The sequence below is a fragment of the Pseudorhizobium endolithicum genome (assembly GCF_902153245.2).
Taxonomy (GTDB): domain Bacteria; phylum Pseudomonadota; class Alphaproteobacteria; order Rhizobiales; family Rhizobiaceae; genus Neorhizobium; species Neorhizobium endolithicum.
In genome coordinates this window covers 173713-199750 of record NZ_CABFWF030000006.1, presented here as the reverse complement: position 1 = coordinate 199750, position 26038 = coordinate 173713, and the positions used below count along the sequence as shown (strand labels likewise).

General features: G+C 64.6%; 29 protein-coding genes, 1 tRNA gene and 1 pseudogene. 15 read left to right on the top strand and 16 right to left on the bottom strand.

Annotated features, from left to right (window positions below; genetic code table 11):
• From RTCK_RS04435 to RTCK_RS04420, 4 genes are all read right to left on the bottom strand, one after another.
• Window positions 1–827 (bottom strand): CHASE3 domain-containing protein (locus tag RTCK_RS04435; protein ID WP_211181429.1); only part of this gene is annotated, 827 nt, incomplete at its 3' end.
• Between the two features lie 288 nt (window positions 828–1115).
• Entirely contained in the window at window positions 1116–1514 is a 399-nt protein-coding gene (locus RTCK_RS04430) for a DUF1236 domain-containing protein (protein WP_142591886.1), read from the bottom strand.
• 44 nt (window positions 1515–1558) lie between these two features.
• Complete coding sequence (locus RTCK_RS04425) at window positions 1559–1753, bottom strand: hypothetical protein (RefSeq protein WP_142521477.1); 195 nt, start codon at window positions 1751–1753, stop codon at window positions 1559–1561.
• Between the two features lie 26 nt (window positions 1754–1779).
• Window positions 1780–2463 carry a DUF1236 domain-containing protein gene (locus RTCK_RS04420; RefSeq protein ID WP_142591884.1) on the bottom strand — a complete coding sequence of 228 codons (684 nt, stop codon included), beginning with the start codon at window positions 2461–2463 and terminating at the stop codon, window positions 1780–1782.
• A gap of 611 nt (window positions 2464–3074) precedes the next feature.
• Between RTCK_RS04420 and RTCK_RS21100 the strand changes: the two genes are divergently transcribed.
• A complete protein-coding gene (locus tag RTCK_RS21100) occupies window positions 3075–3326 on the top strand; it encodes a hypothetical protein (RefSeq protein ID WP_185927904.1) in 252 nt (83 codons plus the stop codon).
• A 128-nt stretch (window positions 3327–3454) separates the two neighbouring features.
• On the opposite strand, the gene RTCK_RS04410 is transcribed toward RTCK_RS21100, so the two are convergent.
• The 4 genes from RTCK_RS04410 to RTCK_RS04395 all read right to left on the bottom strand — a co-directional run bounded on the left by RTCK_RS04410 (window position 3455) and on the right by RTCK_RS04395 (window position 6657).
• Complete coding sequence (locus tag RTCK_RS04410) at window positions 3455–4126, bottom strand: response regulator (RefSeq protein WP_142591881.1); 672 nt, start codon at window positions 4124–4126, stop codon at window positions 3455–3457.
• Window positions 4123–5520 carry a sensor histidine kinase gene (locus RTCK_RS04405; protein WP_142591879.1) on the bottom strand — a complete coding sequence of 466 codons (1398 nt, stop codon included), beginning with the start codon at window positions 5518–5520 and terminating at the stop codon, window positions 4123–4125. The genes RTCK_RS04410 and RTCK_RS04405 overlap by 4 nt, the downstream gene beginning before the upstream one ends.
• An 89-nt stretch (window positions 5521–5609) precedes the next feature.
• Window positions 5610–6155 (bottom strand): molybdopterin adenylyltransferase, encoded by a 546-nt coding sequence (mog, locus tag RTCK_RS04400; RefSeq protein ID WP_142591877.1) that lies wholly within the window; start codon window positions 6153–6155, stop codon window positions 5610–5612.
• Complete coding sequence (locus RTCK_RS04395; protein WP_142591875.1) at window positions 6145–6657, bottom strand: DUF2478 domain-containing protein; 513 nt, start codon at window positions 6655–6657, stop codon at window positions 6145–6147. Before RTCK_RS04395 ends, mog begins: the two co-directional genes overlap by 11 nt.
• Window positions 6658–6821: 164 nt before the next feature.
• On the opposite strand from RTCK_RS04395, the gene RTCK_RS04390 reads away from it, so the two are divergent.
• Window positions 6822–7691, top strand: a complete 870-nt coding sequence (locus RTCK_RS04390) for a LysR family transcriptional regulator (RefSeq protein ID WP_142591873.1) — start codon at window positions 6822–6824, stop codon at window positions 7689–7691.
• Between the two features lie 383 nt (window positions 7692–8074).
• On the opposite strand, the gene RTCK_RS04385 is transcribed toward RTCK_RS04390, so the two are convergent.
• The gene (locus tag RTCK_RS04385; RefSeq protein ID WP_142521470.1) at window positions 8075–8272 is read right to left on the bottom strand and encodes a hypothetical protein; all 198 of its coding nucleotides are present in this window, start codon (window positions 8270–8272) and stop codon (window positions 8075–8077) included.
• Between the two features lie 408 nt (window positions 8273–8680).
• Between RTCK_RS04385 and RTCK_RS04380 the strand changes: the two genes are divergently transcribed.
• The 4 genes from RTCK_RS04380 (at window position 8681) to RTCK_RS04365 (ending at window position 13152) form a co-directional block, all read left to right on the top strand.
• Entirely contained in the window at window positions 8681–8935 is a 255-nt protein-coding gene (locus tag RTCK_RS04380) for a DUF4212 domain-containing protein (protein ID WP_142521469.1), read from the top strand.
• Between the two features lie 14 nt (window positions 8936–8949).
• Complete coding sequence (locus tag RTCK_RS04375) at window positions 8950–10716, top strand: sodium:solute symporter family protein (protein ID WP_142521468.1); 1767 nt, start codon at window positions 8950–8952, stop codon at window positions 10714–10716.
• A gap of 94 nt (window positions 10717–10810) precedes the next feature.
• Entirely contained in the window at window positions 10811–12619 is a 1809-nt protein-coding gene (locus RTCK_RS04370; RefSeq protein WP_142591871.1) for a DUF294 nucleotidyltransferase-like domain-containing protein, read from the top strand.
• 11 nt (window positions 12620–12630) lie between these two features.
• On the top strand, window positions 12631–13152 hold the full coding sequence (locus RTCK_RS04365) for a hypothetical protein (RefSeq protein WP_142521466.1): 522 nt from the start codon (window positions 12631–12633) through the stop codon (window positions 13150–13152).
• Window positions 13153–13188: 36 nt separating this feature from the next.
• Here RTCK_RS04365 and RTCK_RS04360 read toward each other — a convergent pair whose 3' ends face one another.
• From RTCK_RS04360 to RTCK_RS04345, 4 genes are all read right to left on the bottom strand, one after another.
• Window positions 13189–14103, bottom strand: a complete 915-nt coding sequence (locus tag RTCK_RS04360; RefSeq protein WP_142521465.1) for a transglycosylase SLT domain-containing protein — start codon at window positions 14101–14103, stop codon at window positions 13189–13191.
• 70 nt (window positions 14104–14173) lie between these two features.
• Window positions 14174–15616 (bottom strand): serine/threonine protein kinase, encoded by a 1443-nt coding sequence (locus tag RTCK_RS04355; protein WP_142591869.1) that lies wholly within the window; start codon window positions 15614–15616, stop codon window positions 14174–14176.
• A 2-nt stretch (window positions 15617–15618) separates the two neighbouring features.
• Window positions 15619–16359, bottom strand: a complete 741-nt coding sequence (locus tag RTCK_RS04350) for a metallophosphoesterase family protein (RefSeq protein WP_142521463.1) — start codon at window positions 16357–16359, stop codon at window positions 15619–15621.
• Window positions 16360–16467: 108 nt separating this feature from the next.
• Window positions 16468–16824 (bottom strand): hypothetical protein, encoded by a 357-nt coding sequence (locus RTCK_RS04345; protein ID WP_142591867.1) that lies wholly within the window; start codon window positions 16822–16824, stop codon window positions 16468–16470.
• A gap of 226 nt (window positions 16825–17050) precedes the next feature.
• On the opposite strand from RTCK_RS04345, the gene RTCK_RS04340 reads away from it, so the two are divergent.
• A tRNA-Pro gene (locus tag RTCK_RS04340) sits at window positions 17051–17127 on the top strand.
• Window positions 17128–17140: 13 nt separating this feature from the next.
• Window positions 17141–17580, top strand: a pseudogene (locus RTCK_RS21095) (aldehyde dehydrogenase family protein).
• A gap of 214 nt (window positions 17581–17794) precedes the next feature.
• On the opposite strand, the gene RTCK_RS04330 reads toward RTCK_RS21095, so the two are convergent.
• Window positions 17795–18001, bottom strand: a complete 207-nt coding sequence (locus tag RTCK_RS04330) for a hypothetical protein (RefSeq protein WP_142521461.1) — start codon at window positions 17999–18001, stop codon at window positions 17795–17797.
• Between the two features lie 333 nt (window positions 18002–18334).
• On the opposite strand from RTCK_RS04330, the gene RTCK_RS04325 reads away from it, so the two are divergent.
• Genes RTCK_RS04325 through cysN form a run of 3 tightly spaced genes read left to right on the top strand, consistent with a single transcriptional unit; the run spans window position 18335 to window position 21571 of the window.
• Complete coding sequence (locus tag RTCK_RS04325) at window positions 18335–19096, top strand: phosphoadenylyl-sulfate reductase (RefSeq protein ID WP_142591865.1); 762 nt, start codon at window positions 18335–18337, stop codon at window positions 19094–19096.
• A gap of 32 nt (window positions 19097–19128) precedes the next feature.
• Complete coding sequence (cysD, locus tag RTCK_RS04320) at window positions 19129–20082, top strand: sulfate adenylyltransferase subunit CysD (RefSeq protein WP_142591863.1); 954 nt, start codon at window positions 19129–19131, stop codon at window positions 20080–20082.
• Window position 20083: 1 nt separating this feature from the next.
• Complete coding sequence (gene cysN, locus RTCK_RS04315; protein WP_142591861.1) at window positions 20084–21571, top strand: sulfate adenylyltransferase subunit CysN; 1488 nt, start codon at window positions 20084–20086, stop codon at window positions 21569–21571.
• 3 nt (window positions 21572–21574) lie between these two features.
• Here the strand turns inward: cysN and RTCK_RS04310 are convergent, their stop codons facing one another.
• Window positions 21575–22615, bottom strand: coding sequence for a LacI family DNA-binding transcriptional regulator (locus tag RTCK_RS04310; RefSeq protein WP_142591859.1), 1041 nt, complete (start codon window positions 22613–22615; stop codon window positions 21575–21577).
• 258 nt (window positions 22616–22873) lie between these two features.
• Between RTCK_RS04310 and RTCK_RS04305 the strand changes: the two genes are divergently transcribed.
• The 4 genes from RTCK_RS04305 to RTCK_RS04290 all read left to right on the top strand — a co-directional run bounded on the left by RTCK_RS04305 (window position 22874) and on the right by RTCK_RS04290 (window position 24373).
• Complete coding sequence (locus RTCK_RS04305; protein WP_185927909.1) at window positions 22874–23248, top strand: DUF6152 family protein; 375 nt, start codon at window positions 22874–22876, stop codon at window positions 23246–23248.
• A 10-nt stretch (window positions 23249–23258) separates the two neighbouring features.
• Entirely contained in the window at window positions 23259–23729 is a 471-nt protein-coding gene (locus tag RTCK_RS04300; protein ID WP_142591855.1) for a DUF2214 domain-containing protein, read from the top strand.
• A 75-nt stretch (window positions 23730–23804) separates the two neighbouring features.
• A complete protein-coding gene (locus tag RTCK_RS04295) occupies window positions 23805–24077 on the top strand; it encodes a YlcI/YnfO family protein (RefSeq protein WP_142521454.1) in 273 nt (90 codons plus the stop codon).
• Complete coding sequence (locus tag RTCK_RS04290; RefSeq protein ID WP_142591853.1) at window positions 24074–24373, top strand: type II toxin-antitoxin system RelE/ParE family toxin; 300 nt, start codon at window positions 24074–24076, stop codon at window positions 24371–24373. Before RTCK_RS04295 ends, RTCK_RS04290 begins: the two co-directional genes overlap by 4 nt.
• A 2-nt stretch (window positions 24374–24375) precedes the next feature.
• Here RTCK_RS04290 and betA read toward each other — a convergent pair whose 3' ends face one another.
• Entirely contained in the window at window positions 24376–26028 is a 1653-nt protein-coding gene (betA, locus tag RTCK_RS04285; RefSeq protein WP_142591851.1) for a choline dehydrogenase, read from the bottom strand.
• Between the last annotated feature and the right edge of the window lie 10 nt (window positions 26029–26038).

Here is a 26038-nt window from a genome sequence, read left to right as displayed (position 1 = left end):
CTGCGCTGGGCGTCCGCCTCCTGCTCCAGACGCCGGTTCTCCAGCGCGTTCGCGCGGAACACCTCCACGGCCGCCGCCATCTCGCCAATCTCGTCGGCGCGGCCGGCATAGGGGATCGCCGTGTCGGCGTCGCCGCCGGCAAGCTTGTTCATGGAAGCCGTGATCGCCTGGATCGGGCGGATCATGGTCGCCGACAACAGGGCGACGGAGGCCGCTATGATGACGAAGGTAGCCGCCAAGCCGATGACGATGCTCCAGAAGGTGCGATCGGCAGCGTCGGCCGATGCGGCGGCACGGTCGTCAAGCAGCGATGCCTCTTCGTCAGAAATCTCCTTGGCGATCGCACGAATGGAATCCATGTACGTCTTGCCTGCGCCGGCGATTTCCATTGCGCGGGCCTGACCGACTGTAGCGGGATCGCGCATCAAGGCGATCTCCTTGCCGAGGACCTCTGCGCTCCATCCCTTGACCAGGGCTTCAAGATCGGAAAACCGTTGCTGCTGCACGGCGTTGTCCGACGTGAGGCTCTTGCCGAGCTCGAAAGCCTTCCTGAACTGCAGCTCTCCTGCCTTCTGGGGTTCCAGAAAAGCCTCGTCTCCGGCAAGAAGATAACCGCGAAGGCCGGTTTCCTGGTTGACCATCCCGGCAATCATGTCGTCGACTGCCCGAAGAACCTGGTATGTATGCTCGGTCCAGCGCGTTGCCTCCTGTTGTGTTCTGGAGGAACTGAGGCTGAGAAGGTTGACGGCGATTCCGACAAAGACGACGAGACCGAACGCGATGACGAGTTTCGTCATTGTCCGAAGATTTGCAACCAGCCCGAGCACCATATTCTCCTAGATCTGAAACAACGCCCTTCGCATGGCCGGAGGACAACCGATGGCTTCGCTGCTTGGCTCTCGAAGATGCGCTCCTCGTAACTTCGATTGTTTAAATAAGAGTTTAGTGAAGTGCGATATTGCGGCGCGGCAGACTGCCGGTCGGATGCCCGATCCGGGGAAGTTGCTGGACGTACTGCCGCTGCAGATCGTGCCGCGAGGGCGGCAGTGACGGTCGGCGCGAATGCGGGCGCCCGTGGAGTCGTTCAGGCGCCCGCATTCCAGCCGCTCGGCAGCTTAGTTGACGACCTCGACAACGACCCTCGTATGTGGATCGACGATCACACGCTGCTCGTTCACGACCGCATAGGCGTATTGCGGTGCTTCCGGCACCGTCGTCAGCACGACCGTTTCCGGCACCGGCTTGCCCACGACGATCTCCTGCTCGACGACCACCGGCGTCGCGGGAACGGGCTGTTGCTGGACATAGGTGACGACTTCACGCGGCGGCGGATCGATAGCGGTGCCCGCAACGGCACCGACAATTCCGCCGACGGCAGCGCCGACCGGCCCACCCACGATCGCTCCGGTGACCGCACCACCGGCTGCGCCGCTCACGGTGCTCTCCTGCGCCGATACGGGCACTGCGAGCAGAGGGAAGATTGCCGCTGAAGCAAGCATGATATGGGTTCGCATGATGTTTTCCTTTCAGGCTGGTTTGCGTTCGATGACCTGGATGATCAGTCGCTTGGATCCGCAGGCGCTTCCGCCCTCGGCAGGCTCACATCAACGTCGACCTCCTGGTCGCCGAACAGGCCGCCGCCAAAGAGGTAAAGGCCAAGGCCGATAACGGCGACGAGAAGGATCACGGCAAGCGCCCACCCGCCGCTGCCATTGCTTCCTGTGTTGATGATGGTCGGGTCTCGATCTGACACGGCGATCTCCTTCTTCCTTTGCTGCGTCAGATGACCAGGATGTAGACGACTTCGTAGGTCGCGGGTTTCACGATGACGACGCGGCCGTCGGCCAGAACGAAGTATTCGTATCCCTCATAGGCCGGGACGATCTCGACGATCCGTGCTGGAAGCGGATGAAGCGTAACCGTCTTCGGGACCGTGGTTCCGATGCTGACCTCCACGTCGATCTCGGCCGGCTCCACCTTTTGCTCCACGATGATGCTGTGGATCTCGGTCTTCTGCTCGGCCGTGATGTCGACGCCGGTTGTCGTCCCGTTGGAGGAGCCGGCATCCACGGAGGTCTCGGCTTCGCTGGATGCGTCGGTGGTGCCGCCGGAAGTCTCCGTGCCGGCATCTTCCGCGCCCTGCTGAACCTGTGATTGCCCGGTGGTGTCCGCTTCCTGTTGATTGGCATCGGCGGGGGCGGCGGCATCCGACGGCGCAGTCTGATCTTCCGCACCGGTCGCGGTGGCGGTGCCTGTATCCTTGCCTTGGTCGGGCGTGCTTCGACTTTCGACGCCGGCGCCCGCCTGCACCTCACCGGACGAAGCGTTCGGTGGAAGGACCGTTGTGCCCGGCTGAGCGGAAGATCCTGCTGAAGGGTTCTGCTCCTGCGCCAGTGCCGCACCTGACAGGGCCGAGCCGGCCAGAAGTGCCAGAGCCACCGCCCTTATCTTCATCGTAAGCATTCGAGGTACTCCTTCATTTGCGTCGCCCAGCCCGTGAACTGCGGTTGGCAAACGAGAGCGGTAACCAGGCGTTCCGCGTTGCGGACTTCAGGCTATGGCGCCTGCGGCCTTGGTCCTGCACGGCGATCAGACCTTGGTCCCCGAGCCCTGCCGCAAAGGTCCTGATGCCGGGCTGACCGGGAACGACCGCGAGACGAAGCGTGTTGCGGAACCACGGAATGTCTCATGCGGAGAAAAATCATGGAGAACAGCGTCTTCCAGGCTCGATGGCTTCTTATTCCGGTCGTGGTCCTCGCTCTGTGCTTCGTGCTCCTGGGAATGGCTGCCGCATAGAAGCCACGGACGAATTCCTGCGCCGCCCAGTCCCTTCCGGCGCAGGCTTCTGCCCCGTCCGTTCTCAACACGGACGGGGCTTTCTTTTGCCGCAGACGCTGCCTAGATGCTGAAGACCCTGCCAGCTAGAGGACCGTGCGAGGAACAGGCCATGACGACGCGGAGGAAGCTACTGAAGTCTGCTGCGCTGACGTCCATCGCGCTGCTTTCGCCTTTTCGGCCAGAAATAATCGGTACCTCGTTGACGCTCAAAACCGAAGAAGTCGCAGCGCAAGGCAATGGCAACGGAAGCGGCAATGGAGGCGGCAATGGCGGGGGTAATGGTGGCGGTAACGGCGGTGGCAATGGCGGGGGCAATGGCGGGGGTAATGGCGGCGGTAACGGCGGCAACGGCGGCGGCAACGGCGGAGGCAACGGAGGAGGCAATGGCGGCGGTAACGGCGGAGGCAACGGTCGCGATAACAGCGGGGGCCGCAGCGATCAGCGTGGGCAAAGCGCCGGAAGGCGAGGTTCGGCGAAGGGAGATGTAGAAGTTCGCAGCAGCGGATCGTCGATAACGGTCCGCCACCCGAACGGGACGGTGGAGAGGATCGTCCGAAACCGCTACGAAATGCGCGACGCGCGAAACAGACAGATCGTCAATCGCCGCGCTACCGCGTCAGACCGCGCTCGCCTGCGGTCCTTCCGTTGAGGCGCGTCCGGAGGCATCACGCAGCGCAAGCGCCGCTTCCGTTCTGTTGGAGACGTTGAGCTTGGAGAATATGCGGGTCATGTGGTGCTTGATCGTCTTTTCATGAAGGTCAAGCGCGATTGCGATGCGCTTGTTGCTTAAGCCGGACGCGACCAGCTTCAGCACCTCCAGTTCGCGCCGGGTAAGCTCCGCGAACGGATCGGCTGACTGCTCCGATGGGCGAACGAGGCTTTCGACGAGGCGTGCGGAGAGATGAGGGGCTATGTAGCTCTTTCCGGTGGCTACAGCCTTGACCACTTCCGCCAATTCCTGCGCGCCGATACCCTTCAATACATATCCCTTCGCCCCCAGTCTGATCGCCCGGGCAAGATCATCGCTCGCCTCCGAAACGGTCAGCATCACGACCTTCGCGTCGGATTGCCGCTCCAGCACGGCTTCGATCGCCTTCAATCCGTTTCCCGGCATGGAAATATCCATCAGCAGGACATCGGGCGCGTGCTTCTGGGCAATATGGATCGCATCATCCGCGGATCCGCCCTCTGCAACGACGTCCAGGCCGGGACATTCGCTCAAGCTGCGAACGACACCTTCCCGAAAAAGCGGGTGGTCATCTACGACCGCGATACGGATATTCGTCATTGTGCCTGTTCTACTCCTCCTGCAGCGACCATCATGCGAACGGTCGTCCCTTTATCCGAGCTCTTCACGCTGAAGTGGCCCCCGAGGCTCTCGATCCGCTCCCGCAACCCCGCAAGGCCCAATCCGCCTGGCCTTGCCCGCTCCGGATCAAAGCCGGGGCCTTCATCCTCGACCTCCACAACGATATGGTCCCCGTCAACGGTCTGGCGCACCTTCTGGCCGATGCCGCCTGCGTGACGAAAGCCGTTATTTAGGGCCTCCTGAACAAATCTGTAGACGCAGATCTTGGCCGACGGCGAAAGCTCCGCAGATGTTTCGGACAGGTGAAGCGTCACCGGCGTGTTCGTTCTTTGGCTATGGGCCTGCACCGCGCGGGTGATGACGTCGTGGAGCGCCGCGTTCTCGATGTCCGGCAAGATCAACCCCCTGCAGATGCTGCGGATCTCCTCCATCGCCTCATGCAGCCGAGCCTTGATCGCCGAAAGCTCGTCCTGACGCAGGCGCCGTGGCGTATCTTCCGCCACGAGGAGCTTGCTGTCGATCCGCAGAGCGGCATAGGCGACCAACTGCGCAGGTCCGTCGTGAAGGTCGGCGCCCAGGCGGCGCAGATAGCTCTCGTTGAGGGCGGTTGCCCTCTGGGAAGCCCGTTGTGCCCGCGCATGCAGCGCCCGGTTCTGTTGCAGGAGGTGCGAGAGTTCAGCGACCTGCTGCGTAAGAGCGACCTTCTGGTCCTCGATCATGCGGCTGCCGCGCATCACGATCGCGGAGAGCGAGAGGAAGAACAGGGCGACGGCCGCGGCAACAGCAAGCCAACTGAGCAATCTCGCCTCTGACAGACTTCGCTCGAACCCCTGCGCAACCTCATAGAACTCGGAGACGGCGACCACTTCACCCGACCATGGTTGCAGGATCGGATTGTAGATCTCCAGAAGCGGCGTACCGACGGGGCTTCCCCCGACCTCGTCATCTGAGCGCTCGAACTGAGCCAGCATCGTGCCGGAGAAGGCGCGCTGCAGTTTCTCGCTGGGAGGGAATTGTTTGCCGACCATGCCGCGGTCGGTCGCATAAAGGACGGTGCCGTCGCCCCGCCACAGACGGAACGAGAGCACCCTGTTACCCAGCGCCCCCTGGCCGAAGGTCTCGTCGAGCGTGCGGCTGGTGATATCGTCCAGAACTTCGGCCGACTGGAGATCCGGCAGGAGCGGCGCGATGATGCTGTCCACGTACATTGCGGTCGTCGCAGCAGAGTTGCGGGTAACCGCTGCCTCGATCAGGGTCGTGACGAAGGCGCCCACGACCAAGGCTGCCGAGACAGACACCACTCCGCCGGCCAGGAGAAATTGTCGCGCCAGGGACTGCTGGCTCCACCGCTTGAAAAGTCCGAACAATCTCACGCTCGCCAGGATCGTACTGCCGGGGAAATATTGCGTGAGCCACTGGCGTCAATGGGGCGCTTCGGCTTCCGCCCGGTCGGCGGCCGCCGTCATGTCTTCGGGCTTTGGGGACGGAAGGCGACGCAGTGGTCGGGGTCGGTCTCGATCCGCGCGGCTCCGATCAGGTCGAGGCAGTAGGGAACGGCCTGGAAGACGGCATCGAGGCAGGTGGCGATCGCCGAGGGCTTGCCGGGCAGCGTGATGATCAGCGTCCGGCCGCGGATGCCCGCGCCCTGCCGCGACAGGATTGCCGTCGGTACTTCGGCAAGGCTCGCCAGCCGCATTGCCTCGCCGAAGCCGGGAAGGGCCTTGTCGATCACCGCTTCCAACGCTTCCGGCGTCTGGTCGCGGGGCGCCGGCCCAGTGCCGCCGGTGACGAGGACGAGATCGGCGCCCTGATCGTCGGCGAGGTCGCGAAGGGCCGCGGCCACCGTCTCGCAACCGTCGGGAACGATGCGGCGCAGGATGCGCACCGGCGGCCGGACGACGCGCCGGAGCCAGTCTTCGGCCGCGGGGCCGCCGCGGTCTTCATATTCGCCCCGCGCCGCCCGGTCCGAGACGACGAGTACGGCAAGCAGCGGGTCTTCAAGCGACATCTGCGACCTCTTTCCTTCGACACCAGTCGACCACTTGCCCCACATCCTCGGGAAGCGTGACGGACATCTCGCCGGCGAAGGCGAGAAAGTGTTCCATGTTGAGCTTGTTCACCCCGACCAGGACGGGAATTCCTGCCTCCAGCGCCTCGGCGATGACGGTGATCATGCCATGGCCCTCGGCCTCGCGCTTGCCGAACTTGTTGACGATCAGCACGTCGGCGCCATGCAGCCGCCGCGAAACCTCGGCCACGGCCTGCTCCAGGGCACCGCGGTCGAGAATGCAGCCGCGGCTGAGCGCGCCGCGGTCCTCGCTGATGCGCAGGGTTGGTCCATCGGGCAGCACGCGAAGGTCCATGTCACATTTCGGGCGGTCGAGACGTTCGGTATTGGCCTGCACCGTGCCCGAAAGGCGAAGCCCCGACGCTTCGAGCGTCGCGGCGACGGCGGCCAGAAAGCGGTCGGTCTCGCCGCGCCCTTCGATACTCACATGGGCAAGTCGCACTCCAACCCCTCTCGTCCGCCACGTACCGGTCCGGCCTGCCGTCGTCAATGTTGCATCTGCCGGCCTTGCCCCGCTTCCGGGGCCTGCGCTGGCATCGGGAACGGCGACAATGTATCGCCATTGCTGCCATTGACAACATACTGCAAGTTTCGTGTGCTTCCCGCATGGATATCGAACTCGCCCGCACCTTCCTGGAAATCGTCTCGACCGGCAGCTTCGTTCGCGCGTCGGAGCGGCTGAACGTCGCCCAGACCACGGTGAGCGCGCGGGTCCGGACCCTGGAGCAGCAACTCGGCCGGCCGTTGTTCAACCGGCACAAGAACGGCGCGACCCTGACCCATGCAGGCGAGCAGTTCCTGCGGCATGCTCCGATGTTCGTGCAGCTGTGGCAGCGGACGCGCCATCAGGTGGCTGTGCCGCCGGGCCGCAACGCCGTGCTCACGATCGCCGCGGAGATAACCCTGTGGCAGCCGCTGCTTCTCGACTGGGTAGGCTGGATACGGAATTCGATGCCGGAGGTGGCGCTGAGGGTTCACGTCAACGTGCCGCAGGATCTGATCGAGCAGGTGGCGCTGGGCATGGTCGACGTGGCGATCATGTACGCGCCGCATCATCGCCCCGGTCTGACCGTCGATCTCCTGATGGAGGAGAAACTGGTGCTTGTCACGACGGACCCGGATAATCCGATCGGCGAGGGGACAGGCTACGTCCATATCGACTGGGGGCCCGATTTCGCGCTGCATCACGGGATGAACTTCCCCGATATCGCCCCGGACTTCTTCATGGATTTCGGCCCGCTTGCCCTGAACCACGTGGTGAGGAACGGCGGATCCGGCTACTTCCGCATGAGTGTCGTTGAGCCGCACATCCGCTCGGGCCGGCTGCACGTGGTGCCGAGCCAGCCCCAGTTCTCCTACCCCGTCTATACGGTGCAGGCCGGGAATGTGGACGAGGCCGTCGTAGGGACCGCACTCGCCGGCCTGCGGGAGATCGCGGCCCGGCTGCTGGTTGCGGCGACGGCTCAGCCCGGCTGAGCCTCAGGGTGCATCACGCTGCGGAAATTCTGCAGGAACTCTGCAGATTCTTTCGCTGGAAAGGCCCGTCCGCCTGCGGCAAGTTGCATGGCACGAGGCCGGGCCGGACGATCATCGGCTTCCGTTCAGGTGAAAACGTTCTGTCTCCTAGACCGTGTTCCGGTCCGGCCTCGTGCACGGATGCCTGCAATCTCATCGAGGGGCGACCTGATTCACCGTACTGCGGCCGAGGGCGCAGAGAGCGGTGGAAGGCGAGGAGGGAAGACGCTCCGGCAGCTTCATTCCGTGGCAATCAGCGGTGAAAACCACCTTCGCAGAGGGCATGGAGGCTCCACGCGGAGGAATTGCCGCAGGAATCCAACGCCTGCGGGCAGAGACCCGAATCAGAGGACTCTCGTCATCATCTCCAACTGCTTGGCGGTGTCATCGCGAAACGAGCGATATTCCCATTGGCCGGAAACGGGCGATAGTCTCCGCCATACCGTCTCGAGCCAGAACACGTCGCTCTCGTCGCTCGGATGCACTGGAAACCAGGCGTAAAATTCCTGCCAGAGATACAGGCTTCGGTCCCTGCGCGACATGGTGTTCGCCTTCGTTTTCCCTGTGACCCCTCCATTGTGATGCAGAGCGACGCAGCACGCAAACGAAGGTTATTGCGCGCAGGCAGCAAGTTTTCTGCTGTTTAGGTCCCTCCGATCACGCCTCCGTCAGGTGTCCCATCGGATGCGGAGGAAAGCTGGTTCTCCTCCAGTAAGCTTGCTCCGTAGGCGGAAACGGACGGATTTATACTTTGGTCGTAAGACCAATCGGGGGGTGGAAGTGATGTTAGTCAAGGTTACGGTCGATGGTGCGTGAGAGTGCATGGATTTCGGCTCGGAGGTGGAGGTGTTCTTCGGGCAGCCGGTGGCAAGTCCGCCGGGTTCCGTCGCCCTGACCGTCATGACGAAGGGTATTCTGCCGGTTATTCCGGCGAAATGGGAGGATAGAGAGTGTCAGACAAACCTAATGATTATTGGTCAGCCAATATTCGCGTGATCACCATTTGTTTGGTGATCTGGGCGGTAGTTTCCTATGGCTTCGGAATACTGTTGCGCCCGATACTGTCGGGGATTCCGATCGGTGGTACCGACCTGGGCTTCTGGTTCGCGCAGCAGGGTTCGATCATCGTCTTCATCGCACTGATTTTCTACTACGCGGTCTACATGAACCGGCTCGATCGTGAGCACGGCGTGGACGAGCAGTAAGGACTGGGGGAACAATGGATCAGTATACACTCAACCTGCTGATCGTAGGCGCGTCCTTCGCGCTCTATGTCGGCATAGCGATTTGGGCCCGCGCGGGGACCACTGCTGAATTCTACGCCGCCAATCGCGGCGTCAATCCTGTCATGAACGGCATGGCTACCGCCGCAGACTGGATGTCGGCCGCCTCCTTCATCTCGATGGCCGGCCTCATCGCTGGCGTTGGCTACGCCAACTCCACCTATCTCATGGGCTGGACCGGTGGATACGTTCTGCTCGCGCTCCTGCTCGCGCCGTACCTGCGCAAGTTCGGCAAGTACACGGTGCCGCAGTTCATCGGCGACCGCTTTTATAGCCAGACGGCCCGCCTCGTGGCGGTGGTCTGCCTCATCATCATCTCGGTCACCTACGTTATCGGCCAGATGACGGGTGCGGGCGTTGCCTTCTCCCGCTTCCTGGAAGTGAATGTTTCGACGGGCCTCTGGATCGCATCGGCTGTGGTCTTCGTCTATGCGGTTCTCGGTGGCATGAAGGGCATCACCTATACCCAGGTTGCCCAGTACATCGTTCTGATCATCGCCTATACGATCCCGGCGGTCTTCATCTCCCTGCAACTGACAGGCAACGCAATCCCGCCGTTGGGCCTGTTCTCGACCCACACGGAATCGAGCCTGCCCCTCTTGCAGAAGCTCGATCAGGTCGTGACCGATCTCGGTTTCACCGCCTATACCGCGCAAGGCGATATGCTGAACATGACGCTGTTCACCCTGTCGCTGATGATCGGTACGGCTGGTCTGCCGCACGTCATCATCCGCTTCTTCACGGTGCCTAAGGTTGCCGATGCCCGCTGGTCGGCCGGCTGGGCGCTGGTGTTCATCGCGCTTCTCTACCTCGTTGCCCCGGCCGTCGGTGCAATGGCGCGCCTCAACATCATCGACACCATCTTCCCGAACGGCCCGCAGGAGCAGGCGGTCGAGTACGAGCAGCGGCCTGACTGGATGCGCAACTGGGAGACCACCGGTCTTCTGAAGTTCGAGGACAAGAACGGCGACGGCCGCATCCAGTACTACAATGACAAGGCTGCCGGCTTCACCGAAACCGCTACCCAGCGTGGCTGGAGCGGCAACGAGCTGGAAATCAACAACGATATCCTAGTTCTCGCCAATCCGGAAATCGCTCAGCTTCCGGGCTGGGTCATCGGCCTCATCGCGGCCGGTGGTCTCGCTGCGGCCCTGTCGACCGCTGCCGGCCTGCTTCTTGCCATCTCGTCGGCGATCAGCCACGACCTGATCAAGGACTACCTGAAGCCGGATATTTCCGAAAAGGGAGAACTGATGGCAGCCCGTATCGCCATGGCCGGCGCCATCCTGGTGGCGACCCTGCTGGGCCTCAACCCGCCAGGATTTGCAGCCCAGACGGTGGCTCTCGCCTTCGGTCTTGCAGCGGCAAGTATCTTCCCGGTCCTGATGATGGGCATCTTCTCGAAGCGCATCAATTCAACCGGCGCAACCCTCGGCATGCTGGTCGGCCTCATCGCCACCTGCGTCTACCTGTTCACCTATCTCGGATGGTTCTTCATTCCGGGTACGAACATGCTGGAAAACGTCCCTGCCAACCACCTGTTCGGCATTTCGCCGGCAGCATTCGGCCCGATCGGTGCGCTCTTGAACTTCGGCACCGCCTATGTCGTATCCATGATGACGCAGGCTCCGCCACAGCACGTGCAGGACCTGGTGGAATCCATCCGGGTTCCGCGTGGGGCAGGCGCGGCAACCCACCACTGAGACCACGCCATCAAGGCGGGCGGCATTGCCGCCCGCTTCTTCTTCTCAATAGTGCCGGTTCTACCGGCACGGTCGGCGCCGCGGCGGTCATCACATGGATTTCGCGGATTTCGTTCGCTCCGTTCACCCCTATGACAGTCTCCCCCGGGAAGAACTCGAACGGGTCGTCGCCCGGTTCAACTACCGGGAATTTGCTGCCGGCGAACAGATCTATGCCCGCGGCGAATGGCTGTCGGGGCTCTATCTGATCCAGCGCGGCAGCGTCGAGGTGGCTGACGCCTCGGGCACCGTCATCTCGCAACTCTTTCCGAGAAACTCCCTGGGCGAACGCGGTCTGCTGGCGGATGGTTTCGCGCCCACGACGGCGCGTGCGGCAACCGAGGCCGGATTGCTGATCCTGCCCGCCCCGGAATTCAGGCGCCTGATGGCGCAACAGCCCGTTTTCGCCCGGTTCTTCAACCGTGGACGGCAGGGGGAAAGCAGGCGAGCCGAACTGGCCACCCAGAAGGTCGGGGATCTGATGTCGCGGCCTGCGGCAACCTGCGGTCCGGAGGAAAGCATACGCGACGTGGCACGTGCCATGGCCGAACGGCATGTTTCCTGCCTTGCCGTGGTGGAGAACGAGAGACTTGTCGGCATCGTCACCACCCGCGACCTCGTCAACCGCGTGATCGCCGCGGCGCTCGATCCGGCCGCAACGGCCGTTTCCGCCGTCATGACGAAGGATCCCGTTGCGCTGGGGCCTGACGCCTTGGGATCCGACGTGTTGAGCCTCATGTTCGCTCGTTCCATCGGGCACGTGCCCGTTGTGGACGCGGATCGCGTCCTTGGCATGATTACCCAGACCGACCTCACGCGCTTCGAGGCCGTGTCCGCTACCCGCATGATAACCGATATCGCGGAAGCCGACGTCGAGAAGCTGCCGGAGATCACGGCACAGATCCCTCAGCTTCTCGTCCAGTTGGTCGGGGCGGGCAATCCCCCCGAGACGGTAAGCCGGCTCATCACCGATATCACCGATGCGGTGACCCGGCGGCTTCTGTCGGCGGCCGAGGAGCGCCTCGGGCCTCCGCCCGTACCCTATGTGTGGCTTGCCTGCGGTAGCCAGGGACGCCAGGAGCAGACGGGAAAGACCGACCAGGACAACTGCATCATCTTGTCCGACGACTTCCGCGAAGACGACCGGCCCTGGTACACGGAATTGGCGCGCTTCGTCAGCGATAACCTCCATGCCTGCGGCTATGTCTATTGCCCCGGCGACATGATGGCGACGAATCTGCGCTGGTGCCAGCCGGTCCGCGTCTGGAGCGGCTATTTCGAAAGCTGGATCGCGGCGCCGCAGCCCATGGCGCAGATGCTGGCCAGCGTCATGTTCGACCTGCGCCCGATTTACGGCCTTGCCACGCTCTTCGAGGACCTGAATGTCCGCACCCTGCGGAAGGCCAGCGAGAATTCGATCTTCGTCGCCCATATGATCCGCAATTCGCTGAGCCATGCGCCCCCGCTCGGCCTGCTGCGGGGCTTTGCCACGGTCTCTGCCGGCGAGCACCGGAACCAGATCGACCTGAAGCTCAACGGCGTCGTGCCGATCATCGATCTCGCGCGGGTTTACGCGCTGATCGGGCAGTTGGCGCCGGTAAATACGCGTGCCCGCCTGCTTGCGGCGGAGGAACAGGGAGTGATATCCAGCTCCGGCGGGCGCGATCTCCTGGCCGCCTACGACCTGATCTCGGAGTGCCGGTTGAAGAACCAGGCAGCTCAGGTCAAGGCGGGGCAGCGGCCGGACAATTTCCTGGCCCCGTACGAACTCGGCGACTTCGAGCGCTCTCACCTGCGGGACGCCTTCGTCGTCGTCCGCACCATGCAATCGGCGCTGGCCCACGGCCGCAGTGCCCTCTTTTGAAGGACGGGCCGATGCTGTTCGAACTTCTCGCTGCGGTCTTCGCCGGTCTTGCCCTTGCCGGGATCGCGATGTCGCTCCGCTGGATCAGCCGCCAGCGCCTGCCGAAGTGGATCGTGCCGGTGGCGGCGGGATCGGGCATGCTTCTCTACTCCGTCTGGAGCGAATACAGCTGGCTGGATCGCACCGTCAATTCCATGCCGTCCGTCGCCGTCGCCTGGCAGAGCGAGGATCGGGCGCCGTGGCGTCCCTGGTCCTACGTCAAGCCGCTTTCGCTGCGTTTCACGGGCGTCGATCGCAGCAGCGTCCAGCGTCATCCAGCCCAACCCGGCCAGGTGATGGTTGATCTTGTCTTCGCGGCAAGATGGCAGCCCTTGGCCCGCGTAAAGGTCGTCTATGACTGCAACGGCCATCGCCGCGCCGATGTCCTCGATCAGCCGATCGAGATCGCGCCCGACGGCTCCATCGTCGGCGCGCGCTGGATCGGTGTGGGCGCCGACGACCCGGTGCTCCGCACGGCCTGCGCGACGACTTGAACGGTTCGCAGCTCGATGCCGCCGGAGCTGCGCCAGTCAGTTTCGCAGAACCGTGCAGGTGCCGCCGGCAGCCCTGATCCTGGCGCAGACATCGTTCGCCTCGGCGCGGGTTTCGCGGCCGATCCTGGCGGCATAGCGGCCTCGATAGCCGAAATTGCCCCGCGTCTGATGAACGATGACCGGCAGTTCTTCGTTGAGCGGCGAGGGTAGGGAGGCGATCCGCCCGGCAAAAAGCGAACGCGCCATTTCCGGGTTCACGTGGGATGCGACCTGCACGCCCCATGGCGCCCACTTGCCTTCACCGACCGTGGCTCCCGGGGGCAGCCGCCTGCTCTCCGCCAGCGCGACGCAGCCTTCGGAGAAGGGCTTGTCCGGATCGAGCGGAGCGGCCGCAGCCGGAGGCGGGTCGCTCGCCCACCCCTCGATGGATCGGCCGGTGATGGCGGTTACATAGGCGCGCGTCTCGAAGGGAAGGGTGCCCTTGTCCAGGAAGGTCTGCAGCCCGGCCTCTCCGGCATTGTAGGCGGCGGCCGCGTACCCGTAGCCGCCGAACCGGTCGTGCAGTTCTTTGAGATAGGCCGAGGAGGCGTCGAGCGCCGCCAGGATATCGAAGCTGTCGGAAAGTCCTCGGCGCCGAGCGGTCGCCGGCATGAACTGGGCAATGCCCTGCGCCCCCTTCGGGCTTACGGCGTCCGGCCGGAACAGGCTTTCACGCCAGATCAGCCGCGCGAAGAAGTCCGCCGGGATCCCCTGCCTGAGGGCGAAATATTCGATTCCGGCGCAGAGGTCGCGGTTGAAGGTCTCCCTGCGGATGCACAGGCTGCCGCCCGAAGCGTCCGACCAGGAGGAGAGGCATTCGGACGACGCGGCCTCCGACGCGGCTTCGCCCGGCGCCGCAGCGGAGGAAAGAAGGAAGAAAAGAAGTGCCAGCCATACCGCTCCGGCCTTCATCGCCTGCCTCCTTCCGCGTGGCCATGGTCGAAGGAAAGGTGCCAGCACGAAAGCCGACCCGCAAGGTCTTCTAGACCGCCGGCCGCTCGTCCGTCTCGCCTTGGGCTGCGATCTTGCTGATAGCCCGGCCCGGCCGCACCACCGTCACGGTACAGGGCGCCTTGGCCGCCACCGCCCCCGAGACGCTGCCGAGGAGGCTGCGCATCGCGGAATTGGCGCGTGCTCCCATGACGATGTGGTTGACGAAGTTTTCGCGTGCGAATTCCAGGATGGCATCGGCGGCGGATACCGCCTCAATGACATGGAAGGTGAGGGCGCCTTCCCGCGAGCGTAGGGGCCCGGCCCAGTGCTTGAGCTGCACGAGACGTGCGACGTGGAGGTTGGTGCCGGACTCGTCCTCCTCCTCGTCCAGGCGCAGCCGGTTGATCTTCAGGACGTTGAAGCAGGCAATCCGCGCATTCGGCGTGTTTTCCAGCACCCGCTGCAGCGTCAGCCGCAATTCCTCGCCGAGCTCGGCCTGCGCCGAAAGGTCGATCGCCGCCATGATGATGGGGGCGGCGTCCTGCGCGCCCTGTGCCGCCTGCGGCTTCAGGAGTTCGATCGGGTCCGGATTGAATCGGCGTTTGAGCACCTCGGCCCAGCCGTCGCGTCGCTGCTTCTCCGCCCGCGCGGTCAGCGGCACGCGGGCAAGGTCCTGCAGGTCCATCGCGAGTTGGGCGGCGGTCGGATAGCGTCGTGCGGGATTGACCTCCAGGCAGCGCAGGATCACCTCCTGGAAGGCGGGCGAAATCTCCGGCCGCAGCGCCCGCGGCGGCGGTGGGTCGCGCCAGAGCCGTCTCTTCAGCCCGTTCAGCCGCCGCGGATCCCCGAATGGGCGCTTGCCCGTGGCGAAGAAGTACATCAGCACGCCGAGCGCGAAAAGATCGCTGCGGCAATCGCTGCGCACGCCGAGCACCTGTTCGGGCGCCATGTAGGGTGCGGTGCCGTAGGGAAGGCGGAACTCCTCGTCCATCAGGTCCGGCAGTTGCAGGTGGCGCGCCAGCCCGTAGTCGATGAGCACCGCCTGACCGCTCTCGCGGAACATGATGTTCGACGGCTTGAGGTCGAGATGCACGATGTGCTGGCGGTGGAGGTCGGCAAGCCCGGTGGAAATCCGTGCCCCGAGCTGCGCCACCTCCGCAGGATCGAGCGGCAGGTCGTCGAGCCGGTGGTAGAGCGACTTGCCCGGCAGCCGTTCGAAGACGATGTAGGGCTGGCGGGAAAAGTCGCCGTTGGCGACGAAGCGCGGCACATGCGGGCCGGAAAGCCGCGGCAGGATCATCTGCTCCATCTCGAAGCCGACGATGAGGGCCGGATCGGCGCCTCCGCCGATCTCCGGGACCTTCATCAGCAGCGGCTCGTCGTGATCCGGATGGCTGACGGCGAAAAGGCGGGCCATCCCCCCGCGATGCGCGAGCTCGAGAACGGTGAAGCCGTCGACCACCGATCCGGGCTGGAGCCTCTCCCTCGGCACGCTCAAACCCCTCCGTGGAGCCGGGCCGCCAGGCTTTCGGGCAGGCCCGCCGCCCGGATCTTCGCGGCGGTCGCATCGAGGTCGTAGGGCACCTTCAGAAACGTCAGTTCGCAGGTTTCGGTGTCGAAGACCGCGTAGCTGGCGGCTGCATTGCGGTCGCGCGGCTGGCCGACGGAGCCGATGACTGCCAGCCAGCGCCGCTGCGCGAGCAGGGGAACGGCGACGCCCGCTATCGGCGTGAACGGCGTCACCTTGCCGCCGCTGCCCAGCGCATAGAGGGCGGGCCGGTGGACATGGCCGCAGAAGCCGAGGCGTGTTTCACAGCCGGCAAAATGCCGGGCGGCGGCGTCGGCGTCGCGGACGTAACGGAAGCGGGCGGGCGCCGAGGCCTCCGAATGCACGTAGAGCCGGTCGTCTTCCCGCTCCGCGAGCGGAAGCTCCGCCAGAAACGCCTTCTGCCGCTGGTCGAGCACCTGTGCCGTCCAGTCGATCGCGGCGCGGGCGGCGGAGTTCATGGAAGATGCGGGGGTCCCCAGTGCCTGCTCGTGGTTGCCGCGCACGACCATCGCGCCGGCACGGGCGAGAGCCATGCTCCGCTCCACGCACCAGCCGGGATCGGGCCCGTAGCCAACGATGTCGCCGAGGATCACGAAGCGGTCGACGCGGCGCCCCTCGCAATCCGCAAGCACCGCTTCGAACGCTTCCCGGTTGGCGTGGATGTCCGACAGGAATGCGATACGCATGTCCACCTCCCGCCTGCACTCTAGCCGGGCGGCGGAGGTCCCGCCATTGGCCGGAAGGCGTAGAGGCCTGTCCTCAAGGCGCCGATATCCCTCGCGCGTTCCCGAGATCTATTCCTCGGTCAGCAGTTCCTCGCAATAGCTCGGGCCGTTGGCGCCGGCGCGGTCGGCGGTGATGCGGATGTCGCGGATGTTGTAATTGGCATCGACCGTCAACTGCGCCGCGCAGCTCACGTTTGCGGTCCGGCCGTTCTGCTGCTTGATCCGCTTGTAGCCGCCCCGCCAGTTGTAGAGCGTCGTGGAGCCGGATGGCGTGTCGCTGAGAGGCGGGCTGTACTTCGCGAAGAACTTGCCGGCCGATTGTCCCACCCAGCGCGCCTCGATCGGATTGGCGGGTGCGCCGGTGGTCGTGCAGGCGGATAGCGCGATGGCGAATAGGGCGGCGGATGCGATGATGCGGCGGCTCATGTCCTGGAAACCTCTTCTGTACCCGTCCGACGGGCGTTCGGCGTCGCCCTAGCAGATTTCCGTCCGCCGTCGCAGCGCTGCTTCCGGCGTGATCCAAAAATTCCGTCACCGCCGCCTTTTTGCCACGCCGCCGCACGGGACGGATCACGTGCGGCGGGGCCGCAATTTTTCCCAAGGAACCGCTTGTCGAAGCCGGAAGCGTGGTCTATAGAGGCGCCGCTGGTCACGGAGTGTAGCGCAGTCTGGTAGCGCACCACGTTCGGGACGTGGGGGTCGCAAGTTCGAATCTTGCCACTCCGACCAGCTGATCCCCGACATGGCTGTTGATCGTATGCCGGATCCCGCAAACGCTGCGGTATCCCGCTCTGGCTATCGGCTTGATGCTCTGCACGCTCCCTCGCAGGGTCGCGGAGCCGTGAATTGCCTCCCTTCTCCATCGTCCATAATGTATACACCGAGACCGGCGGGCGGTCGCTTCGGTCCCGTTGTCTCCGTGATCGCCTACGGCGACGAGGCCGACGCGATCGCCAAGGCCAACGACACGATCTACGGCCTCAACGCGCGATCTATTCCGCCGCTCCGGAGCGGGCCTACCAGGTGGCGCGGCAGATCCGCTCGGGCCACCTGACGGTCAACGGCAACGTCGTCGACATCACCATGCCCTTCGGCGGCTACAAGCAATCCGGCCTCGGGCGGGAAGGCGGCATCAAGGGACTGGACAACTATGTCGAGGTGAAGACCGTCAACTTCGCCTGACTCCTGCCGGCATGGCGCCCCTGGCGGGTGCGACATGCCGAACCGGCGCCATGCGCCTGTTCGATGCGGAACGCTCGGCGAAGACGATCTGAGCTTGCTTCGGCATCGGCCGCCTTCAGGCATGCCGCAGACTTCGGCGAGCGGGGTCACGTCGAACTGAGACCGGACGCCAGCCGGTAAGGCGGGCGCCGATGGCCTGGTGGCCGTGCAAGCGTCAATGGGTGCTTTCAAGCACGTCCCGTTTGCGCAGGTCCTCAATGGCGGCCACGGCCTCGTCGGCCGACCATCCGGCACGCACCGCCGCATCGATGATCCTTGCCTCGCATTCGAGCGCCAGCCGGTTGTAGACCGGCTCGATGGCCTCCTGGATTGTCAGAATATGATCCTCGGGTTTGACGTGGATATGCGCCGACATTGCCATGTTGCTCTCCATTGCGAGGGAATAGCCTCCGAATCCCTGGGCGCCGGTTTTGTTCCGGCCCTATTCACGGGAATGTCACATCGGACGAAGAGTGTGATGACGCGCTTGATCCCCGTGCCGTCCGGCGGGGAACGGAAGGCGTTTCCTCCTGCCGCTTACGTTCGGCAAAGCACGGCGGTTGTCGATGCGACCGTATCTTCCCCGCCTCAGGTTTTCTGCGGGATATCGGCTTTGGAGAGAGATTTGCTCATCATCGCCATGTCATGAAATCGCTGTTTCTGTCCTGCGTCGGGCCGAAGCCTCATAATCGGCCAAAGAGCATGGAAGACCCTTATGACGATCCACGACGCCTCCGGTCCCCGCCTGGCCGAACTCGCCGCCACTCTCGATGCGCAGTTTGAAAAGCTCGATCTCGCCGGCCGCCTGTCGCTTGCGTCCGGCCTCGGCCGCGCCGTCTTCACAACCAGTCTCGGGATGGAGGATCAGGTCATCGCCGCTGCCATCGGCCTGGGGCGGCTGGACATTGAGGTCGTGACGCTGGACACGGGGCGGCTCTTTGCCGAAACGCTGGCGCTGATCGACGGGACGGAGGCCCGCTTCGGCATCGCCATCCGCCGTTTTCATCCCGATCGGGCGGATGTGGATGCCTATGCGGTGCAGTACGGGCTCAACGGCTTCTACGAGAGCGTCGAAGCGCGCCACGCCTGCTGTCATGTGCGCAAACTGAAGCCGTTGGCTCGGGCGCTCGACGGTGCGGCCGTCTGGGTCACGGGCCTGCGCCGCAGCCAGTCGGGCAACCGCGCGGCCACTCCCTTCGTCGAGTACGACGCCGAGCGCGCTCTCCTCAAGGTCAATCCGCTGGCCGACTGGTCGCTGGAGCGGATCGAGGCCTATGTCGAGGAGCAGGCGGTGCCGACAAATCCGCTCCACCGGCGCGGCTATCCATCCATCGGCTGCGAGCCCTGCACGCGTGCCATCAAGCCCGGCGAGCCCGAGCGGGCCGGCCGCTGGTGGTGGGAGAATGACGAGAAGCGTGAATGCGGCCTCCACGTCCCCGATGCTGCCGTTCCTTCCCTCAGTTCGAGTTCCCTTTGATCGGCGGTTCCCAAGGCCGTCTGGAGTTGTTGATGTCCGAAATCCTTCATGCAGCAGAGCCGAAGCCTGCTTCCTCCACCAAGCCGCCGCTCGACCCGCACCTGAAGGCGCTGGAGAATGAGGCTATCCACATCTTCCGCGAGGTTGCGGCCGAGTTCGAGCGTCCGGTGATGCTCTATTCGATCGGCAAGGATTCTTCCGTGCTGCTGCACCTGGCGCGCAAGGCTTTCTATCCCGGCCGGGTGCCGTTCCCGCTGCTGCACGTGGATACCACCTGGAAGTTCAGGGAAATGATCGAGTTCCGCGACCGGATCGCACGGGAATACGACCTGGACCTCGTCATTCACACAAACCCGCGCGGCAAGGCGGAGAACATCACGCCCTTCTCGCACGGTTCGGCCCGCTATACCGACATCATGAAGACCGAGGCGCTGCGCCAGGCGCTCGACGCCGGCGGCTATGACGCGGCCTTCGGCGGCGCGCGCCGCGACGAGGAGGCGAGCCGCGCCAAGGAGCGGATCTACTCCTTTCGCACGCCCGACCATCGATGGGATCCGCGCAATCAGCGGCCCGAATTGTGGAACGTCTACAACGGCATGATCCGCAAGGGCGAGAGCGTGCGGGCCTTCCCGCTGTCCAACTGGACCGAGGTCGACATCTGGCGCTACATCCAGGCCGAGGACATCCCGCTCGTGCCGCTCTATTTCGCCGCCGAGCGCCCCTATGTCGAGCGCGACGGCATGATGATCCTCGGCGAGGATCCGAGGCTTGAACTCCTGCCCGGCGAGACCGTCCAGCGCGGTTTCATCCGCTTCCGCACGCTCGGCTGCTTCCCGCTCACCGGCGCGATCCGCTCGCGCGCCACGACCCTCGACGAGGTGATCGCCGAGCTCGAGATCGCCACCGTCTCCGAACGCCAGGGACGCGCCATCGACCGCGACCAGTCCGGCTCGATGGAAAAGAAGAAACGCGAAGGATATTTCTGAGATGACCGCATCCGCCACTGCCACTTCGGCCGTCGCTCATCCTGCAGCGGAGGCGCTGCCGCTGTCGCGCGATGCGCGTCCCCTTCGGCTCATCACCTGCGGCTCGGTCGACGACGGCAAGTCCACGTTGATCGGCCGGCTGCTCTGGGACACCAAGGCGGTCAAGGAAGACCAGGCCGCGACGCTCCAGCGCGATTCCGGCCAGCAGAACGATCTCGGCCTGCCCGACTTCGCGCTGCTGCTGGACGGCCTGCAGGCCGAGCGCGAGCAGGGCATCACCATCGACGTCGCCTACCGCTATTTCGCGACCGACCGTCGCTCCTTCATCGTCGCCGATACGCCCGGCCACGAGCAGTACACCCGCAACATGGCGACCGGCGCCTCGACGGCCGATCTCGCCGTGCTCCTGGTGGATGCGCGTGCCGGCCTGCTGGAGCAGACCCGCCGCCATGCGACCATCGCCTCGCTGATGGGCATCCGGCAGTTCGTGCTGGCCGTCAACAAGTTCGACCTCGTCGGCTATGACAGGGCCGTGTTCGACAAGATCTCGCACGACTTCAAGGAACTGGCGCTGTCGCTCGGCGTCCGGCAGATCACCGCGATCCCGATGTCGGCGCTCAAGGGCGAGAACGTCGTCTATCCGGCGGGAACCGTCATGCCCTGGTATGACGGGCCAACGCTGGTCGAGACGCTGGAACTGGCGACGGTCCGTTCCGCCCAGGCGGGCGGCTTCCGGCTGCCGGTGCAGCGCGTCTCCCGTCCCGGCGAAAGTTTCCGCGGCTATCAGGGCACCGTCGCCGGCGGCTCGGTCAAACCCGGCGATTCCGTTGTCATCCTGCCCTCCGGAATGGTCGCCAACGTCAAGCAGATCGTCACCTTCGACCTCGTGCGCAATGCCGCCGTCGCCGGCGATGCGATCACCCTTGTGCTCGACCGCCAGGTCGACGTCTCGCGCGGCGACATGATCGTTTCGCTGGACGCCCAGCCGATGACGGGGCTGGAGTTCGAGGCGCAGATCGTGGCGCTTCAGCCCGACGGCATCGAGCCCGGCAAGCGCTACTGGCTGAAGAGCGGCGCGCGCCGGCAGCGCGTTTCCGTCGCCCCGACGTCGCAGCTCGATGTCTCCACGGCGTCCTGGCGAGCGCACGGCGAGCGCCTGCCGATGAACGCCATCGGCAAGGTTCGCCTTTCCTTCGACGAGCAGGCGATCTTCGACGCCTACGAGCAGAACCGCTCTACCGGTGCCTTCATCCTGATCGATCCCGACACGCACAACACGATCGCCGGCGGCATGATCACCGCCAAGCGCCACGGCGAGATCGGTATCCGCTACGAAGGCGAGCGGGTCCTGCTGTCCCTGCCGGCCGATCTGGCGGACCAGATCATGGCGAGCGAACTCTTCGCCAGCCGGCGCGACGAGACAGAGGTGCGCCGCATGAGCGCCACGCAGGCGGCGGATCTGTTCGCGAACGCGGGCAGCGATATTTGAGCTTTACGGCGCGCCGGTTCCTGCGGGCGGGCGCGTCGTGCCTCGTTGAATGACTTCGTAGCCGAGATCGACCGGCATGGACGGCGGCGTTTCGCCGTTGACCACGCGGATCAGCAGATCGATCGCGCGATACCCCATCTCGAAGCGCGGCACCCTGACGGTCGTCAGGGGCGGCTGGCTGTAGGCCGCAAAGCCGAGGTCGTTATAGCCGCAGATGCCGAGTTCCGGCACCGCCAGGCCAAGGCGCTGCGCTTCGAACAGGACGCCGAGCGCAAGGTCGTCGTTCTGGCAGAAAACGCAATCGACATCCGGTGCCTGCCGGCGAAGCCGCTGCAGCAACTGGCAGCCGAGCTGGACGCTGGTCGGCGCATCTTCCGAAACCACGAGTGCTGAATCGGTCAGCCCCGCCTCCTGCATGGCAAGGCAATAGCCCTCCTGGCGCCGCTCCGACCGGACGTCGCGTGTTCCCCCGAGCAGGCCGATCCGGCGATAGCCGCAGGCGATGAGATGACGGACGGCCGAAGCGGCGGCATGGCAGTGGTTGGTGCCGATGGCCATGCCGACCGGCGTCAGGTGCAGATCGACGATCTGCACGACGGGACAGGGCGCCGTACGAAGCAGGTCCAGCGTCCCGTCGCGCTCCTGCAGGCCCGACAGGAGGATGCCGGCCGGGTGCTGCGACAGGAAGAGGCGGATCTGCCGGATTTCCTCCTCCGGATCATGGCGGGAACTGGCATACTGGATGCGCAGGTCGGAGGTTCGTACCCGCTCCTCGATCCCGCGCATGATGCCGAGATGCGCATGGCTGGTCAGCGCCGGCGCCAGTACGCCGATCACGCCGCTGTGCCGGCTGGCGAGCGCGCGTGCCGCCAGGTCGGGCACATAGCCCATCTCGTCGATCTTGTTCAGGATCCGCTGCCGCAGGTCCTCGGATACCTTCTCGGGCTCCCGCAGCGCCCGTGAAACGGTAATCGCGCTGACGCCCAGCGCATCCGCGACGTCCTGCAGCGTCACTCTCTCCGTCCGGGCGCGACGGTGCGGCATGGTTTTCCCCCTGCGGCTTTGACCGGCCTGTCTTCTTTGGCCGGTGCCGATTCCATCGGAACAATATGGTGTTTAAGCTATCCGGCAAGTACGGTACGTGGATTTCCCATGCCTGTACGGTGATGCGGCAGCGGTTCGGCCGTCGCTTCTCGACGAGTGGGCCGCATTGCCATCACTTCGCGGTGATGCCTCTGGCGCCGGGGATGATGCCTCACATCTTCTGACGGAGTTCAGGCAGAGGAGGCCCCCATGCCACATATGATCTTCCCGAAACTGCTCGCCGCCGCCGCTCTCTTCGCTGCCGCGGCAACCACCGCGACGGCGCATCACGGCTGGTCCTGGGCGGAGGCCGATCAGATCGAACTTACCGGCACCATCAGGTCGATCTCGTTTGCGCCCCCGCATCCGACGCTCGAGGTGGAGGCGGAGGACGGCCTCTGGCGGGTCGAGCTCGGCAACCCCAACCAGACCCAGCGTTCCGGATTCGTGGAAGGCGAAGCGGAGGTCGGTGATACGATCAGGGCTCTCGGGAACCGCTCCATGGAGCCGGACGAGAAGCGCATGAAGGCAGTCCGCATCACCGTCGGCGACAAGACCTACGACATCTATCCCGACCGCATCCAGTCCAACTGAGGCTTGGGCCTTGGAGTGGCTGGCACCGCTTGCGCAGACATGGTTTGCCCGCGCCCTCGTTACGTCGCCGGTGCTCTACCCGCTGGTAAGCGCCGCGCATATCATGGCGATCGGCCTTCTGTTCGGCGGGATCATAGCCCTCGACATGAGGATGCTCGGCCTGGGGTCCGCCGTGCCGCTTCCGGCCGCTGCACGCTATCTCTCCCGCATCGCCGGCATCGGGCTGCTGCTGGCGGTCCTGACCGGCTTCTGCCTCTTCTGCGTCCGCCCGCTCGAATATGCAGGCAACCCCGCCTTTCTCGCGAAGCTCGCACTGGTGGCATTGGGCCTCCTCAACATCCTGGCGGTGCATCTTTCGGCCGGGTGGCGGCAGTTGCTCGCCGGTGGCACACCGCAAGCGGCGACGCGGATTGGTGCGACGATCTCCATCCTGATCTGGACCGGCGCGATCATCGCCGGCCGCTGGATCGGCTTCCTCTGAGACGCGGCGCCCGACATTGCACAGAACTGGCATGTGCTATAGTCTGCATCGCAAATGCAATGCGCGAGGTCTGCCATGAAATCCGCCACCCTTCCGTCGCTCCGCGTCGAACCCGAACTGCGCGCCGCTGCCGAAAGCGTACTGAAAGAGGGCGAGACGCTGTCGGCCTTCGTCGAAAATTCGGTGAAGGCACAGATCCACTACCGCAAGACGCAGGCCGAGTTCATTGCCCGAGGGCTGGCGTCGAGAGAGAAAGCCAAGCAAACAGGTATATACTACGACGCCGATGATGTTCATGCCGAGCTTCGGGCGATGCTTCAGGCAAAGAAAGTCGAACTTGGACGATGAGCTATAGGCTCCGGTATAGCGCCGAAGCTCGCGAAGACCTCACGCGACTCTACGATTTCCTGTTGCAGCGGGACGTAGCGGCTGCAGACAAGGCGGTGGAGATCATAATCCGAGCGATAAACAACCTGCGAGAATTCCCCTTCACAGCACGCAGGGCACCGGGGGACGACAGCTTTCTCCGCGAACTGGTCATTCCTTTTGGTTCCGGCGGCTATGTCGCCCTCTTCGCGATCGAAGATGCCAAGACGGTCACCATTCTTGCCGTCCGCCACCAGCGGGAAGACGACTACCACTGATCTTACCGGTCGCTCGCTTCCGCCCGCGGGTTTACCCACGGCTCCTGGTTCGAGCGGGGCAGCGGCTGCCTGCCGAGGATATGGTCGGCGGCCTTCTCGCCGGTCATGATCGACGGGCCGTTGAGGTTGCCGTAGGTGATATGCGGGAAGATCGAGCTGTCCGCCACCCGCAGCCCCTCGACGCCGATCACCCGGCATTCCGGATCGACGACGGCCATGGGATCGTCCGGGTCGCCCATCCGGCAGGTGCCGCAGGGGTGATAGGCGCTTTCCAGATGGTCCCGCAGGAAGGCGTCGATCTGCTCGTCCGTCTGCACCCGCTCCCCCGGCTGGATTTCGGGGCCGCGATAGGGATCGAAGGCCTGCTGGCCGAAGATCTCGCGGGTCAGCCGAACGCAGTGGCGGAACTTCTCCCAGTCCTCCGGATGGCTCATGTAGTTGAAGCGGATCACCGGATCGGCCTGCGGGTCCGGCGAGCGCAAGGTCACGCTGCCGCGCGACTTGGATAGGTTGTAGCCGACATGCACTTGGAAGCCGTGGCTCCTGGCGGCGGCCCTTCCGTCGTAGGAGATCGCCACGGGCAGGAAATGATACTGGATGTCCGGCTGCTTCAGGCCGGCGGCCGAACGCACGAAGGCGCAGGCCTCGAACTGGTTGGAGGCGCCGAGGCCGCCCTTTGACAGCAGCCACTGCGCGCCGGCGACGCCCTGCCAGAACCACGGCAGCCAGGAATAGAGCGAGACCGGCTTCTTCGAGACCTGCTGGAAGTAGAATTCCATGTGGTCCTGCAGGTTGGCGCCGACCCCCGGCCGGTCCGCCTTGACCTCGACTCCCAGTTCCTTCAGGTGCGCGGCAGGCCCGATGCCGGAGAGCATCAGGAGCTTCGGCGAATTGAAGGAGGAGGCGGCGACGATCACCTCGCGATTGGCGCGGATCACTTCCGTCGCGCCCCGCCGCTCGATCTCCACGCCGACCGCCCGGCCGTTCTCGATGACAACCCGCTGCGCGAATCCGTACACCAGGCGCACGTTCTGCCGCCGCAAGGCCGGCTTGAGATAGGCATTGGCCGCTGACCAGCGCCGGCCCATGTGGATGGTCTGCTCCATCAGCCCGAAGCCTTCCTGCTTCGAGCCGTTGTAATCGTCCGTCAGTTCGAACCCCGCCTCCTTGCCCGCCTCGATAAAGGCGTGGAACAGCGGGTTGACGAAGGGGCCGCGCCGCACATGCAGCGGCCCGTCCGTGCCCCGCCAGCCCTCTTCGCCGCCATGGCTCGTTTCCATCCGCTTGAAATAGGGCAGCACGTCCGCATAGGCCCAGCCGCGCGCGCCGAGTTCCTCCCAGCGGTTGAAGTCTTCCGAATGCCCGCGCACGTAGACGAGCCCGTTTATGGAGGAGGACCCGCCGATCACCTTGCCGCGCGGCGCGGTGATGCGGCGGTTGTTGAGGTTGGGCTCGGGCTCCGAAAGATAGCCCCAGTTGTAGCGCTTCATGCTCATCGGCCAGGCGAGCGCCGCCGGCATCTGGATGAACGGCCCGATGTCGGACCCGCCCGCCTCGATCACGATGACTGAGTGCTTGCCATCCTCCGACAGCCGGTAGGCCATGGCCGAACCTGCCGACCCTGAACCCACGATAACGAAGTCCGCGCTGGTCATGCCGATCTCC

Coding starts and splice junctions, on each gene's coding strand:
- RTCK_RS04350 (WP_142521463.1), bottom strand. CDS start 16,359: ATGCGTATCGCATTCCTGTCGGACATCCACGCCAACCGGGAAGCGTTC.
- RTCK_RS04385 (WP_142521470.1), bottom strand. CDS start 8,272: ATGTCGCGCAGGGACCGAAGCCTGTATCTCTGGCAGGAATTTTACGCC.
- RTCK_RS04375 (WP_142521468.1), top strand. CDS start 8,950: ATGGATCAGTATACACTCAACCTGCTGATCGTAGGCGCGTCCTTCGCG.
- RTCK_RS04295 (WP_142521454.1), top strand. CDS start 23,805: ATGAAATCCGCCACCCTTCCGTCGCTCCGCGTCGAACCCGAACTGCGC.
- RTCK_RS04310 (WP_142591859.1), bottom strand. CDS start 22,615: ATGCCGCACCGTCGCGCCCGGACGGAGAGAGTGACGCTGCAGGACGTC.
- RTCK_RS04365 (WP_142521466.1), top strand. CDS start 12,631: ATGCTGTTCGAACTTCTCGCTGCGGTCTTCGCCGGTCTTGCCCTTGCC.
- RTCK_RS04390 (WP_142591873.1), top strand. CDS start 6,822: ATGGATATCGAACTCGCCCGCACCTTCCTGGAAATCGTCTCGACCGGC.
- RTCK_RS04360 (WP_142521465.1), bottom strand. CDS start 14,103: ATGAAGGCCGGAGCGGTATGGCTGGCACTTCTTTTCTTCCTTCTTTCC.
- mog (WP_142591877.1), bottom strand. CDS start 6,155: ATGTCGCTTGAAGACCCGCTGCTTGCCGTACTCGTCGTCTCGGACCGG.
- cysN (WP_142591861.1), top strand. CDS start 20,084: ATGACCGCATCCGCCACTGCCACTTCGGCCGTCGCTCATCCTGCAGCG.
- RTCK_RS04305 (WP_185927909.1), top strand. CDS start 22,874: ATGATCTTCCCGAAACTGCTCGCCGCCGCCGCTCTCTTCGCTGCCGCG.
- RTCK_RS21100 (WP_185927904.1), top strand. CDS start 3,075: ATGGCAACGGAAGCGGCAATGGAGGCGGCAATGGCGGGGGTAATGGTG.
- RTCK_RS04330 (WP_142521461.1), bottom strand. CDS start 18,001: ATGGCAATGTCGGCGCATATCCACGTCAAACCCGAGGATCATATTCTG.
- RTCK_RS04410 (WP_142591881.1), bottom strand. CDS start 4,126: ATGACGAATATCCGTATCGCGGTCGTAGATGACCACCCGCTTTTTCGG.
- RTCK_RS04430 (WP_142591886.1), bottom strand. CDS start 1,514: ATGCGAACCCATATCATGCTTGCTTCAGCGGCAATCTTCCCTCTGCTC.
- RTCK_RS04420 (WP_142591884.1), bottom strand. CDS start 2,463: ATGCTTACGATGAAGATAAGGGCGGTGGCTCTGGCACTTCTGGCCGGC.
- RTCK_RS04325 (WP_142591865.1), top strand. CDS start 18,335: ATGACGATCCACGACGCCTCCGGTCCCCGCCTGGCCGAACTCGCCGCC.
- cysD (WP_142591863.1), top strand. CDS start 19,129: ATGTCCGAAATCCTTCATGCAGCAGAGCCGAAGCCTGCTTCCTCCACC.
- RTCK_RS04290 (WP_142591853.1), top strand. CDS start 24,074: ATGAGCTATAGGCTCCGGTATAGCGCCGAAGCTCGCGAAGACCTCACG.
- RTCK_RS04370 (WP_142591871.1), top strand. CDS start 10,811: ATGGATTTCGCGGATTTCGTTCGCTCCGTTCACCCCTATGACAGTCTC.
- betA (WP_142591851.1), bottom strand. CDS start 26,028: ATGACCAGCGCGGACTTCGTTATCGTGGGTTCAGGGTCGGCAGGTTCG.
- RTCK_RS04345 (WP_142591867.1), bottom strand. CDS start 16,824: ATGAGCCGCCGCATCATCGCATCCGCCGCCCTATTCGCCATCGCGCTA.